Raw genomic sequence first — 12,518 nt, forward strand, 5'->3', positions numbered from 1 at the left:
GAAGGGGAGGGGCTAAAGAAGAAGGCGGGCGCACCATAAAGCCCCTCCCCTTCAGGGGAGGGGTTGGGGTGGGGCTGTAACGGGCACCCGCGCCGATAGCTGGAGAGCGAAATGACCAACACCATGACCGGCTTCGGCAACCACTTCGCCACCGAAGCCATCCCCGGCGCGCTGCCGATCGGGCGCAACTCGCCGCAGAAGCCCCCCTTCGGCCTCTACGCCGAGCAGCTCAGCGGCAGCGCCTTCACCGCGCCGCGCCATGAGAACAAGCGCTCGTGGCTCTACCGCCTCCGCCCCTCCGCCGCGCACCCGGCTTTCACCCGCTACGCGGGCGCCCCCCTCTTCGCCCCCGGCACCACCGACGACCCCCTCGCCCCCAACCGCCTCCGCTGGGGCCCGCTCGAGACGCAGGACGCCGACTGGCTCGACTCGCTCACCACCATGCTCGTCGCGGGCGACGGCCCGAAAACACAGACCGGCGTCGCGATGCACATCTACCGCGCGAACAAAGACATGGTGAACCGCGCGTTCGTGTCGGCGGATGGCGAGTTGCTGATCCTGCCGCAACACGGCCGCCTCACGCTCTACACCGAGTTAGGAAGGATCGACCTCGCTCCCGGCGAAGTCGCGATCATCCCGCGTGGCGTGCGCTTCCGCGTCACCCTCCCCGATGGCAGCGCGCGCGGCTATGTCGCGGAGAATCACGGCGCGCCCTTCCGCCTCCCCGACCTCGGCCCGATCGGCGCGAACGGGCTCGCCAACCCGCGCGATTTCGAGACGCCCGTCGCCTGGTATGAGGACGTCGAGGGCGAGTACGAACTCGTCCAGAAATTCCTCGGCAGCCTGTGGACCACGAACCTCGGCCGCTCGCCGCTCGACGTCGTCGCGTGGCACGGCAATTATGCGCCGTGCAAATATGATCTCGCGCGGTTCAATACGATCGGCAGCATCAGCTTCGATCACCCCGACCCGTCGATCTTCACCGTGCTCACGTCGCCCAGCGACGTGCCCGGCACCGCCAACGTCGATTTCGTGATCTTCCCGCCGCGCTGGATGGTGGCGGAGGACACGTTCCGCCCGCCGTGGTTCCACCGCAACACGATGAGCGAGTGCATGGGGCTGATCACCGGCGCCTATGACGCCAAGGCGGACGGGTTTGTGCCGGGCGCGCTGTCGCTCCACAACCAGATGAGCGGGCACGGCCCCGACGTCGCGACGTGGGACGCGGCGAGCAACGCGCCGCTCGCGCCGCGCAAGATCGACGGCACGATGGCGTTCATGATCGAAAGCCGCTGGGTCTTCACCCCGACCCGATTCGCTGCAGAAACAAGCGCGCTCGACGAAGACTATGACGCTGCCTGGTCTGGCTTTCCCAAAGCACAACTGCCGGATACTTAACTCTTATCAGCACGAATTCGCGGAACTGGCATCTCGCGCGGGAGTCTTGTTGTTCTATGCCTACGCCCCAGACTCCGCTGTTCCCGTGGAAACACCGTGCCCAGCACGACTTCCAGGCCCTGCTCGATGCGCATGTCGCGGAGGCGGACTTCCCCTGCGTCGGCGCCAAGGCGGCGCTGGCGAAGGGCACGCTTTCCGTCCTTGCGTGCGACCGGCTCGACAGCGCGTGGGACGACTTGCGGATCCACGATGGTCTGATGCATTTCGCCGCGGCCTATCGCAAGGATCCAGGGCTGTTCCGCAGCTTCGCGGTGATTTTCGACGGCCCCGACGACCTGAGCGAGCAGGCATTCGAGGCGGCGTTGTGGCAGCGCGTCCAGTCGATCTCGGACAAGGACGTGTGGCGCGGCCAGGGGTATGACACGACGGTCAGCACCGACCCCGACAGTCCGCATTTCTCGCTGAGCTTCGGCGGCGAGGCGTTCTTCATCGTTGGGCTCCACCCCAATGCCAGCCGCCCCGCGCGGCGCTTCGCGCGGCCGACGATGGTGTTCAACCTCCACGACCAGTTCGAGACGCTCCGCGCGCAGGGCAAATATGAGGGCATGCGCGAGAAGATTCTGACGCGCGACGAAGTGCTGGCAGGTTCGCGCAACCCGATGCTCGCGCGGCACGGCGAAATGAGCGAGGCGCGGCAATATAGCGGGCGTGTCGTCGACGAGGCGTGGGCCTGCCCGTTCCGCTATTCGGGCGCGCCCGAATGAGCCCCGAAGTCGGCGGCGTCGTCGAGATCCCCGAACGCAGCGGGGATGCGTTTCGGTTGAAGGCTGGGCAGACGCTGACCGTGATCGACCCGCGCGGGGTGCAGGTGTCCGACCTGCTCGCGTATAACGCCGACGATCTGGCCGAGGTGATCTCGTCGGGGCGGACGCTCGATTATGCCGAGACGATCTATCTGACGACGAACAACATTCTCTATTCCAACCGTTCGCGGCCGATGCTGACGATCGTCGCGGATACGGTCGGGCGGCACGACTTCCTGCTGACACCGTGTTCGTACGACACGTTCCACCATTTCTACCCGGACCTGCCACCGCATCGCGGGTGCTTCGGCAACCTGGCAGCGGCGCTCGAGCCGTATGGCGTGAAGCCCGACATGATCCCGACCGCGTTCAACTGCTTCATGAACGTGACGGTGGATGGGACGACGGGCAAGCTCGACGTACTGCCGCCGATCAGCAAGGCGGGCGACCATATCGTGCTGCGGGCGGAGATGGATCTGATCATCGGCCTCACCGCCTGTTCTGCGCCCGCGAGCAACGGCGGGAGTTTCAAGCCGATCCATTACCGGGTGGATTGAGCGGGGGCTTTCTTCCCGAGTTAGTGCTTCCTCTGTTCCATTCATGCTTCCCCGGCGAAGGCCGGGACCCAGTAGAGAGACAGCAGATTGCTAGCGGTTGCGCTGAGTTACCTCGGCCATTCCGACTGGGCCCCGGCCTTCGCCGGGGAAGCTGGAAAAGAGAGGGAAGCGCCGGTCAGCCCCCTATTTCATTTGCCGCCGCACGCTCGTCATCGTCGCCTTGCCATAGGGCGGCTTGAGCCCCGCAAGCTTAGCCACGTCGAGCTTCGCCTGCTTGAACACCGCCTTCGCATGGCTGAACGTCTTGAACCCGTCGAACCCGTGGTACGACCCCATCCCCGACGGCCCGACCCCACCGAACGGCAAGTCCTCCATCGAGACGTGGAACACCACGTCGTCGATCGTCACCCCGCCCGAGATCGTGCGATCGAGCACGCGGCGCCGCTCGGTCTCGTCCGGCCCGAAATAATAGAGCCCGAGCGGGCGGTCGCGCCGGTTGACCTCGTCGATCGCGCTGTCGACGCCGCCCACGTAGCTGCGCACCGGGAGGATCGGGCCGAAGATCTCTTCCTGCATGACGATCATGTCGTCGGTCGCATCGCGGACGATGTGGAGCGGCATTTTTCGCGCGTTCGATCCGGCGAAGTCCTCGCCGCCGGGATTGACCACCTCGACCGTCGCGCCCTTGGCCCGCGCGTCGGCGACCCAGTCGGCGAGCCGCTGGTGATGCCGGTCGTTGATGATCGCGGTATAGTCCGGGTTGGCGAGCAGCGTCGGATACATTGCCGAGACCGCCGCCTTGAGCCCGTCGACCACTGCCTGTTCCTGCGCTTGCGGGACGAGCATGTAATCGGGCGCGAGGCAGATCTGCCCGGCGTTGAGCATCTTGCCGATCGCGACCCGCTCGGTCGCACGCGCGATGTCGGCGTCCTTGCCGATGATGACGGGCGACTTCCCCCCGAGCTCGAGCGTCACGGGGGTGAGATTGTCGGCGGCGGCGTGGAGGATGTGCCGGCCGATCCCGGTCGCGCCGGTGAAGATCAGGTGATCGAACGGCAGTTCGGAGAAGGCCTTGCCCACCTCCGGCCCGCCGCTGAAGAACGCGAGTTCCTCGGGCGCGAAATACTTCGCGCTGACCGTTTCGAACAGCGCGGCGGTGCGCGGGGTGAATTCGCTGGTCTTGACCATCGCGCGGTTGCCCGCGGCGAAGATCCCCGCGATCGGCCCCATCACGAGATTGACCGGAAAATTCCACGGCGCGATGACACCGACCACGCCCTTGGGCTGATATTCCACCCACGCGCGCGCCCCTAACAGCCCGAGCGGAAATTGCACCGCGCGCTTGTCGCGCTTCGTCCAGCCGTCGAGCGACCGCAGCGCGTGCTTCAGGGGCGCGATCGAGGACGCGATGTCGGTCAGCATCGACTGTTCGCGGCTGCGGTGCCCGAAATCCTCGCTCAGCGCGTCGCAAAAGGCATCGGCATTGTCACCGATCATCGCGACCGCCCGCTTGAGTTGGTCCTTGCGGGCCTCCAGCGAGACGGGCAATTCCGTATTGAACGCAAGCCGTTGCGCCCTGAGCGTCGCGTCGAGTGTCATTCCCGTCTCCCTAAGCGCAGCCGACCAACCCGGCGACCGGCACCACCACACTGTCCTGCCCCGCGCGGTCGAGCTCGAGGATGCCGTCCGACACCACCCCGCCCCCGCTGATCGAGGAGCGAGTCTCGATCCGCATCGTCAGCTTCGCAACGAGCGCGCCGCCGCCATAGGTCGACGTCTCGGCCAGGCCGAAATTGCCGCCGCCCATCTGCCCGCTGCGTTCGAGATCGGTGATCCGCCCGTCGACCGCAAGCCGCAACCGCGCCGGATCCGCGCCCGCCATCGCGATGAAGGCGCGCGTCCCGCTGGCGGTCCACAGATACGCAGCGCAGCCCTGCCTGGGCAGGTCCTGCTTGGGGATCACGCCGAGCGGAAGCCCGTCGACCGCGCTGAGCGGCGCAGGGGTCGGTTGCGGCGCGGGTGTCGCCTGCACGGCGGCGAGCGCGAGGAACAGGAACGCGGTCATGACGCCATGCCTAACAGCATCAGCCACGCCGGGTAAGCCGCGATCGCAAGCAGCGCGCCGAACGGCATCCGGTCGGTCATCGCCATCGACCGTCCGCGCAACGCCCCGATCACCGCGACGCCAAGCCCCGCCAATGCCGCGAACAGCACCACGGTCGGCAGCATCCGCCACCCGAGCCACAGGCCGATCGCGCCGAGCAACTTGGGATCGCCCCCGCCGAGCCCCTCGCGCCCGCGCAGCCGCTTGTACCCAGCGCCGACCGCCCACAACGCGACGAACCCGACCACACCGCCGATCAACCGCTTGTCGAGCTCGGGCGCAACCCCGAGCGCGCCGGTCACCACGCCGCCGACCGCGAGCGTGACGGTCAGAACGTCGGGGAGCCAGAAGGCGACGACGTCGAGCGCCCCGAGCGTCAGCAGCAGCCAGCCGAATACCGCGCCCGCGATCCCGACCGGCCCCGGCACCGCCAGCCCCGCCGCGACTCCGATCAGCAGCGCAGCCAGCTCGACCTGCCAGTGAAGCGGGTCGATCGCCGCGCCACAGCGACGGCACTTCCCACGCGCGACGAGCGCGCTGAACAGCGGCACCAATTCGCGCGCGGTCAGCGGTACGCCGCATCCGTCGCACGCCGAGCGCCCGTGCAGCACCGAGCGCCCCTCGGGCCAGCGCAGCACGATCGTCGCGATGAAGCTGCCGAAGATCGCGCCGAGGCCACCCAGCAGCACCGGCCAGATCCAGTCATCCATGCGTCTCGCCTCGATCGCTGCGGGTCATCGAAGCGCGTCCTATAGTTTGTAAATCTGAGATGTCGGCCCTAGATCGACACCGCTCGTATCCGATCCCCCCACCCGTTCGGGCTGAGCGAAGTCGAAGCCCCTTTCGCACTTCAGACCTGGTCTGTTTGGCAAGGGGCCCTTCGACTGCGCTCAGGGCGAACGGGGGGATCAGGCGCGCCGCAGCATGTCAAAGATCGCTTCCCTGAGAGGTTTCCCACTATGGCCACCCGTCCCGCAGCCGATCCCGTCGTTATCGTCTCCTACGCCCGCACGCCGATGGGATCGTTCCAGGGTGCGCTGGCCGGAGCGAGCGCGACCGAACTCGGCGCGACCGCGGTCGGCGGCGCGGTCGAGCGTGCGGGGCTTTCGGGCGACGCGATCGAGCGTATCTACATGGGCTGCGTGCTTCCCGCCGGGCTCGGCCAGGCGCCCGCGCGCCAGGCGGCGCTCAAGGCGGGGCTGCCCGACCATATCGAGGCGACGACGATCAACAAGATGTGCGGATCGGGGATGCAGGCGGCGATCCTCGCGGCGGATGCGCTCGCGGCGGGGTCGGCCGACCTGCTGATCGCGGGCGGGATGGAGAGCATGACCAACGCACCGTACCTCTCCATGCGCCACCGCGGGGGCGCGCGGATCGGGCATGACGTGCTCAAGGACCATATGTATCTCGACGGGCTCGAGGATGCGTATGAGCCCGGCAAGCTGATGGGCAATTTTGCCGAGGATACCGCCGCGGCGTACCAGTTCACGCGCCAGCAGATGGACGATTATGCGATCGAATCGCTCCACCGCGCGCAGCGCGCGCAGACATCGGGCGCGTTCGACCGCGAGATCGTCCCCATCGAGATCGCCGGGCGCAAGGGGCCGACCACGGTCAGCCTCGACGAGCAACCCGCGAAGGGCGATGTCGCGAAGATCCCGACCTTGAAGCCCGCCTTCTCGAAGGAGGGCACGATCACTGCGGCGAACGCTTCGTCGATCTCGGACGGTGCCGCCGCGCTGGTGATGACGCGCGCGTCGGTGGCGGAGAAGCTCGGCCTCACCCCGCTCGCACGGATCGTCGCGCATGGCGCGCATGCGCATGCGCCGTCGCTGTTCACGACCGCGCCGGTGTTCGCGATGCGCAAGACGTTGGAAAAGGCGGGCTGGTCGACCGGCGACATCGACCTGTTCGAGGTCAACGAGGCGTTCGCGGTCGTCGCGATGATCGCGATGCGCGACCTCGACATCGCGCACGACCGGATCAACGTCAACGGCGGGGCGTGCGCGCTCGGCCATCCGATCGGTGCGAGCGGCGCGCGGATTCTCGCGACGTTGCTGTCAGCGCTGGAAGCGCGCGGCGGGAAGCGCGGGCTTGCGTCGCTGTGCATCGGCGGGGGCGAGGCGACCGCGGTTGCCGTGGAGCTGATGTCCTAGGAGCGGCGGAAAGCCGCCCGGAACGCACGCAACAAAAAGTCGGAAAGCAATGGACGATGATACACACGGCGTTGCCGTTCCGGCCCGGACGGTTCCGTTCCCCAGCTCGATTTCGGCCGAAGCGCGCGCGATGCTCGCACGCGCGGTGCGGGCGGACGGCGTGCCGCTCAATACGCTCCACGTCCTTCCAGACCCGGCGGATCATCCGGCGTGGATCGACCTCAAGACCGCCGCCGACGCCCATTATGCGACGGCGATGGAAGCGCTTGCCGGAACCTTGCGATCGACCGTCGAGACCGTGACGATCGGAGAGACGACCATCCATGTCGCGACGCCGGTTGCAGGACCGGAGGCGGCGTCCAAGACCGGGCGCGCCTATATCGACCTGCACGGTGGTGCGCTGGTGTTCGGTGGAGGTCTGGCATGCCGCGTAGGCGCGCGGATGCAGGCCGACCAGCATGGCATGCGCTGTTATGGCGTCGATTATCGCACGCCGCCCGAACACCCCTTCCCCGCTGCGCTCGACGACTGTCTCGCGGCGTATCGCCATGTCCTGACGCACCACGCCGCCTCCGATATCGTGATCGGGGGCCGGTCGGCGGGGGGCAATCTGGCCATCGCGATGCTGCGCCGCGCGCGGGACGCGGGGCTGCCGATGCCCGCCGGACTGGCGCTGCTGTCGCCTCAGGCGGACCTGACCGAATCCGGCGACAGTTTTAGCGTCAACCAGTTGGTCGACGTCGTACTTCCCGGATCGTTGATGGCCACGAGCCGGCTCTACGCGAACGGCGCGGAGCTGGCGGACCCCGATCTGTCGCCGCTGTTCGGCGATCTGGCGGGTCTGCCCGCCACCTTGTTGCAGACCGGGACGCGCGACCTGTTCCTGTCGACCACCGTGCGCTTGCACCGGGCGCTCAGACGCGCGGGCGTCGCGGCCGAACTGCATGTGTTCGAGGCGATGCCGCATGGCGGCTTTGGTGGTGACACCCCCGAAGATCGCGACATGCAGGCGGAAGTTGCCCGGTTCGTGTCGGAGCGGTGGCGCTAGTACCGGCCACCCGTTCGAGGCGGCAAACCGGGGTGGCGGCCGCGCCCGTCCTTACAACACCTTTGTGAAATACCGTGCGAACACCGTATCGTGATACGCGCCGAACGGCGCGCATTCCACGAACCCTGCGCGCTCGTACAGCGCGTGCGCCGCTTCGAACGGGGCGTCCGTGCCCGTCTCCAGGCTGAGCCGACGATACCCCCGCGCCCGCGCTTCCGTGATCAGATGGTCGAGCAGCGCCCCCGCGACGCCCCGGCGCAGGTGCGCGGGCGCGGTCCGCATCGACTTGACCTCGCCCTCCGCGTCGCCGAGCGCCTTGAGCGCGCCCATCCCGAGCAGCGTCCTATCCTCCCACAGCGTCCACAGCGTGACGGACGGATCGCGCAACCCGCTGATATCCAGCGCATAGACGCTCCCCGGCGGTGAGTTCTCGTGCGCCGCGCGCAGATGCAGGTCGAGCAGCGCAAGGACGTCCGGATGCGTCAGGTCGTCGCGCCGGATCGTCCAGTCGCTCATGGGAGCGTTTCGCCCGGTTCGCTGCCCCAGAAGCGCATCTGCTCGACAAAGCCGCCGCGCCCGTGGACGTCGAAATAGCACCAGCCGCCGGAACAGCGGCTCAACCGCCCGACCACGCCGGGCGCCGCGCGCCAGACGATCCGGCCGCCCGCATCCGCGCGGTCGCGGAGTTCGGCGACCTGCCCCGTCACCAGCCCGGTGCGCGTCTCGCTGAGCAGCCCGCCGGTCATCCAGCCCTGCGTGCCGTCCGGATCCTCGACCTTATACCATTGGCCGTGTTCGAACACGTCGATCACCTTCACCGGCAGGTCGGCGCGCTGATAGAGCCAGTTCGCAGGATAGCTGCGCGCCGGGCCGCTTCGCATCCGCGCCTTCTTGGCGGAGATCGAGGCATAGAACGGCGGCTTCTTGTTCGCCATCGCGGCGAACGCAGGCGCAAGCGCCCCTGCGCCGAGCGCGAGCGCCGTCCCCGCGAGCATGATCCTGGCCCCGATGCGCATGCCGTGTTCCCTCGCGTTCATGCGCTCGCTTATCCCAAGTTGCGCGCGCGCTTCAACACCCGTTGACGTTGCGCGGGGGCTCCGCCAAGCCTGTCGCATGGCCGAAACCAGACGTGTCCCCAACCCGCGCGTGGCGGTGACCCGCGAATTGCCCGATGCGGTGATGCAGCGGATGGAGCAATTGTTCGACACCGAAATCCACCGCGGCGCGGCCGCGCTGACCCGCGCGGACCTCGCCGCCGCGATGGCGGACTGCGACGTGCTGGTGCCGACCGTGACCGACGAGATCGACGCCGCGCTGATCGAGGGCGCGGGCCCGAAGCTCAGGCTGATCGCCAATTTCGGCGCTGGCGTGAACCATATCGCGCTCAAGGCGGCGCGCGCGCGCGGCATCCTCGTCACCAACACGCCGGGGGTGCTGACCGAGGATACCGCCGACCTGACGATGGCGCTGATCCTCTCCGTCCCGCGCCGGCTCGCGGAAGGCGAGAAGCTGGTGCGTTCGGGCGCTTGGCAAGGCTGGACCCCGGGCGGGATGCTCGGGCACCGGATCGGCGGCAAGGCGCTCGGCATCCTTGGCATGGGCCGGATCGGCCAGGCGGTCGCGCGCCGCGCGCGCGCATTCGGGCTGTCGGTGCATTACCATAACCGCCACCGGCTCCCCAAGGTGGTCGAGGCGGAGTTGCAGGCGCAATGGCATCCGAACCTCGACGAGATGCTCGGCGCGATCGACCTGCTGACGATCCACACCCCGCGCAATGCCGACAGCGAGGGGCTGATCGATGCGGACCGGATCGGGCTGCTGCGACCACATGTCTATGTCATCAATACGTCGCGCGGCGGGATCGTCGACGAGGATGCGCTGGTCGATGCGCTCGAGAACGGGCGGCTTGCGGGTGCGGGGCTCGACGTGTGGAAGCACGAGCCGCAGATCGACCCGCGGCTGCTCGCGCTGCCCAATGTCGTGATGACGCCGCATATGGGCTCCGCGACGTTCGAGGGGCGGCTGGCGACGGGCGAGAAGGTCATCGCCAACATCCGCATGTGGGCGGACGGGCATCGTCCGCCGGATCAGGTGCTGGAGGGCTGGGCGTAAGGTCGGGGCAGCGCACGCGCCACCCTCGCCGTCCTCAGACCCGCGACGGCGGCACCAGCCGCCACGTCAGCGGCAACCCCTGCCGCCACAATGCCGCCGCGCGCTGGCGTGGGGACAGGTCTTCGGTCATCGCGACGATCTCTCGATGCGACAGCCCCGAGCGATGACAGAAATACGGCCGCTGCGGCACGCGCGCGAAGTAACTGAAGAACAGGGCTGCGCGGTCCTGCGCGGTCGCGGGCTTGCCGCGATGGAAGAAGCGCGCGGTATCCGCGAAGACCGCGGTCCCGGCTGGGCCGGTGCACGCGATCGGCTCCGCGCCGAGGATGCGCCCGTCGCGCATGACCTCGTCGGCATCGCGCAGGTAGAACAGGTCGCGCGGCCCGGTTTCATAGGACAGCGGCTCGGCCACCGGCACCAGTTCGAACGGGCCACTCTCCGCGTCGACGTCGGTCAGATAGACCGCGAGCTTGATCATCCGCCGGTCCTCGCGGTCGCGATGCCATTTGCGGGTCGAGACGGCGCGGCCGTCCGCCACGGTATATTGCAGGATCACGCCGTCATACGCGACCGGCAGCCCGATATACGTCTCCACCAGATCGAGCAGCGCGTCCTGCAATCCGAAGCGATACAGATCGGGGTGTGCGGCGATGTCGGCGGCGGGAACCTGGAGGAACTGGACGCCGCTGCGCGCCTGTTCGCGCAACGGCTCGGCCCAGACGTCGGCGAGTGCCGTGGCCTGTTGCAACAAACGCCCCGCACCGGACAGCGCGAGCGCGGACAGATCGGCCTGCGCCACGCCCTGCCGCGCCACGGTGTCGACGATTTCGGATTGCCACGGCGCAAGATCGGGAAGCTGCGGCCGATATCGGTCGAGCGCGGTGTGATAGTGCCGGTCACGTGCCGAATGGATTGGCCGCACCTGTGCGAGATCGGACGCGATCCGCCACGGCACCGCCCCTGCGCGACGCTTCAACCCTCGCATCACGTCCATATCGCTACGCCCCACTGGCCGGACGGCACGATCGAAAGACCGTCCCGATGTGGCAGATATCCCTAGCGCCCCCGCATCGTAATGGACCGTTACGGCCAGATTTACCAGAAGCGCCGCGCCATGAATTCGGGTGAGCGCCGCAGTCCGTTCGTTTTTCGCGGCGGAGGGCGATCAAGACCGGGCGTTGTGTCGTTCCGGGGATCAGGATAATAGCGCGGGAGACGCACAGGCTCGGGGGTTCAGCAGCATGACGGTTCCGCCACCACCGCCGATCATCGCCGTCACGTCACCGGCAAACGCGCGCGTGGTCGAAATCGAGCGGTTCGCCCCCGGACCTGTCACCTGTGATGGGAAAGCACTCGCCGGTGCCGTGCTGGTCGCCCCGATGCCGAACGTTGTCTCGCGATTCCGTGCCGCCAGCCCCTCCCAGCCGCTGCCGGTCCTCCGCTACGTCTTCACGATCGACGCCAACGGCCAGCCCGGTACGATCCGGCCGGACACGTCTCCCGTCCAGCCCCTCTTCTATCTCGACCGGAGCGATCTCGCGCCATCCATCGCTGCGTCGCGCTTCGCGGCGGGGCAGCAGCGCACGTGTACCGTCGATTTCGCGACCAGCCTGACCGCGGTTGCCGAGGTCCCGCTCCAGACGCTGTACGCGCTGGCCAGTCGTCCCGGACCGCTCGCCGCGCCGCCCGAGGTCTATGACCGGATCCGCCCGAGCGGATCGACCTGCGTGCGCGGTCCCGGGCAATTTCGTGCGCTCAACAACCCTGCGTTCGAGACGATCGCGGTGCCGCCGGGGGACTGGGCGTGGGCGTTTTTCGCGTTCGACGTCATGCCCGACGGAACCCCGCGCAACGTCCGCCTGCTCGGGTCGTCCGCGACCACCGCGCTCGACCGCGCGGGCGAGAACGCGCTGGCGCGCAATCGCTACGCGCCGGGCACCGCGCGCATCGGTTGCCTCTATCATTACTTCCGCGTCGGCAGTCGCCCCGCGGTGCCGGCGGACTTTCCCGCGGATACGCCGCCCGGCACCGACGACACGATCCCCGCCTGCCGGATCGACCCGAAGACGATTTCGGGGCTGCTGTCCGGCCAGGCCTATCCCAGGGCATTCCAGCGACGGCGGATCGAGGGCGTCGCGGCAGTGCGTTACGATACCGCGCCGTGGGGTGCGATCGGGAACGTCCGGGTGCTGGCGTCCGAACCCGCCGCGGCCTTCGGCGAAACCGCGGTCGCCGCGTTGACGAGCGCTGCGGTCCTGCCAAGTGAAACCGGGTATCGCGGCTGCGTGACCCGGGTCCGCTTCCGCCTCCCCGCCGGGACACACCACGGTTGAGCAC

At 68.2% G+C, this 12,518-nt stretch carries 13 protein-coding genes; 7 read left to right on the top strand and 6 right to left on the bottom strand.

Features of this window, described 5'->3' with window-relative positions; all coding sequences use genetic code 11:
• Positions 1-111: 111 nt before the first annotated feature.
• The 3 genes from hmgA to RH91_RS17580 are packed head-to-tail and all read left to right on the top strand — an operon-like array spanning position 112 to position 2,758.
• Complete coding sequence (gene hmgA / locus RH91_RS17570) at positions 112-1,398, top strand: homogentisate 1,2-dioxygenase (protein ID WP_010164382.1); 1,287 nt, start codon at positions 112-114, stop codon at positions 1,396-1,398.
• A 56-nt stretch (positions 1,399-1,454) separates the two neighbouring features.
• Positions 1,455-2,162, top strand: a complete 708-nt coding sequence (gntA, locus tag RH91_RS17575) for a guanitoxin biosynthesis heme-dependent pre-guanitoxin N-hydroxylase GntA (protein ID WP_010164383.1) — start codon at positions 1,455-1,457, stop codon at positions 2,160-2,162.
• Entirely contained in the window at positions 2,159-2,758 is a 600-nt protein-coding gene (locus RH91_RS17580) for a DUF1989 domain-containing protein (RefSeq protein ID WP_010164384.1), read from the top strand. Before gntA ends, RH91_RS17580 begins: the two co-directional genes overlap by 4 nt.
• A 183-nt stretch (positions 2,759-2,941) precedes the next feature.
• Here the strand turns inward: RH91_RS17580 and RH91_RS17585 are convergent, their stop codons facing one another.
• From RH91_RS17585 to RH91_RS17595, 3 genes are read right to left on the bottom strand one after another with little or no spacing between them, the layout of a single operon-like run.
• Positions 2,942-4,357 (bottom strand): coniferyl aldehyde dehydrogenase, encoded by a 1,416-nt coding sequence (locus RH91_RS17585; protein WP_010164386.1) that lies wholly within the window; start codon positions 4,355-4,357, stop codon positions 2,942-2,944.
• Positions 4,358-4,367: 10 nt separating this feature from the next.
• On the bottom strand, positions 4,368-4,823 hold the full coding sequence (locus RH91_RS17590) for a hypothetical protein (RefSeq protein ID WP_010164388.1): 456 nt from the start codon (positions 4,821-4,823) through the stop codon (positions 4,368-4,370).
• Positions 4,820-5,572: a prepilin peptidase gene (locus RH91_RS17595; RefSeq protein ID WP_010164389.1), complete on the bottom strand. Its 753-nt coding sequence runs from the start codon at positions 5,570-5,572 to the stop codon at positions 4,820-4,822. The genes RH91_RS17590 and RH91_RS17595 overlap by 4 nt, the downstream gene beginning before the upstream one ends.
• A 249-nt stretch (positions 5,573-5,821) precedes the next feature.
• Between RH91_RS17595 and RH91_RS17600 the strand changes: the two genes are divergently transcribed.
• The gene (locus RH91_RS17600; RefSeq protein WP_010164390.1) at positions 5,822-7,021 is read left to right on the top strand and encodes an acetyl-CoA C-acyltransferase; all 1,200 of its coding nucleotides are present in this window, start codon (positions 5,822-5,824) and stop codon (positions 7,019-7,021) included.
• A 49-nt stretch (positions 7,022-7,070) separates the two neighbouring features.
• Positions 7,071-8,069, top strand: a complete 999-nt coding sequence (locus RH91_RS17605) for an alpha/beta hydrolase (protein WP_010164391.1) — start codon at positions 7,071-7,073, stop codon at positions 8,067-8,069.
• A 51-nt stretch (positions 8,070-8,120) separates the two neighbouring features.
• Here the strand turns inward: RH91_RS17605 and RH91_RS17610 are convergent, their stop codons facing one another.
• Complete coding sequence (locus tag RH91_RS17610) at positions 8,121-8,585, bottom strand: GNAT family N-acetyltransferase (RefSeq protein ID WP_010164392.1); 465 nt, start codon at positions 8,583-8,585, stop codon at positions 8,121-8,123.
• Positions 8,582-9,085, bottom strand: a complete 504-nt coding sequence (locus tag RH91_RS17615) for an SH3 domain-containing protein (RefSeq protein WP_010164393.1) — start codon at positions 9,083-9,085, stop codon at positions 8,582-8,584. Before RH91_RS17615 ends, RH91_RS17610 begins: the two co-directional genes overlap by 4 nt.
• A 97-nt stretch (positions 9,086-9,182) precedes the next feature.
• On the opposite strand from RH91_RS17615, the gene RH91_RS17620 reads away from it, so the two are divergent.
• Positions 9,183-10,181 carry a 2-hydroxyacid dehydrogenase gene (locus tag RH91_RS17620; RefSeq protein WP_029624042.1) on the top strand — a complete coding sequence of 333 codons (999 nt, stop codon included), beginning with the start codon at positions 9,183-9,185 and terminating at the stop codon, positions 10,179-10,181.
• Positions 10,182-10,215: 34 nt separating this feature from the next.
• On the opposite strand, the gene RH91_RS17625 is transcribed toward RH91_RS17620, so the two are convergent.
• Positions 10,216-11,175 carry a phytanoyl-CoA dioxygenase family protein gene (locus tag RH91_RS17625; RefSeq protein ID WP_232283548.1) on the bottom strand — a complete coding sequence of 320 codons (960 nt, stop codon included), beginning with the start codon at positions 11,173-11,175 and terminating at the stop codon, positions 10,216-10,218.
• A gap of 247 nt (positions 11,176-11,422) precedes the next feature.
• Between RH91_RS17625 and RH91_RS17630 the strand changes: the two genes are divergently transcribed.
• Positions 11,423-12,514 (top strand): energy transducer TonB, encoded by a 1,092-nt coding sequence (locus RH91_RS17630; RefSeq protein WP_010164397.1) that lies wholly within the window; start codon positions 11,423-11,425, stop codon positions 12,512-12,514.
• Positions 12,515-12,518: the final 4 nt, after the last annotated feature.

The sequence above is a fragment of the Sphingomonas sp. PAMC 26617 genome (assembly GCF_000242835.1).
GTDB lineage: Bacteria > Pseudomonadota > Alphaproteobacteria > Sphingomonadales > Sphingomonadaceae > Sphingomonas.

Bases quoted from the DNA above. Each gene is read 5' to 3' on its own strand.
- RH91_RS17590 (WP_010164388.1), bottom strand. From the start codon at position 4,823: ATGACCGCGTTCCTGTTCCTCGCGCTCGCCGCCGTGCAGGCGACACCC.
- RH91_RS17605 (WP_010164391.1), top strand. From the start codon at position 7,071: ATGGACGATGATACACACGGCGTTGCCGTTCCGGCCCGGACGGTTCCG.
- RH91_RS17610 (WP_010164392.1), bottom strand. From the start codon at position 8,585: ATGAGCGACTGGACGATCCGGCGCGACGACCTGACGCATCCGGACGTC.
- RH91_RS17625 (WP_232283548.1), bottom strand. From the start codon at position 11,175: ATGGACGTGATGCGAGGGTTGAAGCGTCGCGCAGGGGCGGTGCCGTGG.
- RH91_RS17595 (WP_010164389.1), bottom strand. From the start codon at position 5,572: ATGGATGACTGGATCTGGCCGGTGCTGCTGGGTGGCCTCGGCGCGATC.
- RH91_RS17630 (WP_010164397.1), top strand. From the start codon at position 11,423: ATGACGGTTCCGCCACCACCGCCGATCATCGCCGTCACGTCACCGGCA.
- RH91_RS17585 (WP_010164386.1), bottom strand. From the start codon at position 4,357: ATGACACTCGACGCGACGCTCAGGGCGCAACGGCTTGCGTTCAATACG.
- gntA (WP_010164383.1), top strand. From the start codon at position 1,455: ATGCCTACGCCCCAGACTCCGCTGTTCCCGTGGAAACACCGTGCCCAG.
- RH91_RS17615 (WP_010164393.1), bottom strand. From the start codon at position 9,085: ATGCGCATCGGGGCCAGGATCATGCTCGCGGGGACGGCGCTCGCGCTC.
- hmgA (WP_010164382.1), top strand. From the start codon at position 112: ATGACCAACACCATGACCGGCTTCGGCAACCACTTCGCCACCGAAGCC.
- RH91_RS17620 (WP_029624042.1), top strand. From the start codon at position 9,183: ATGGCCGAAACCAGACGTGTCCCCAACCCGCGCGTGGCGGTGACCCGC.
- RH91_RS17580 (WP_010164384.1), top strand. From the start codon at position 2,159: ATGAGCCCCGAAGTCGGCGGCGTCGTCGAGATCCCCGAACGCAGCGGG.
- RH91_RS17600 (WP_010164390.1), top strand. From the start codon at position 5,822: ATGGCCACCCGTCCCGCAGCCGATCCCGTCGTTATCGTCTCCTACGCC.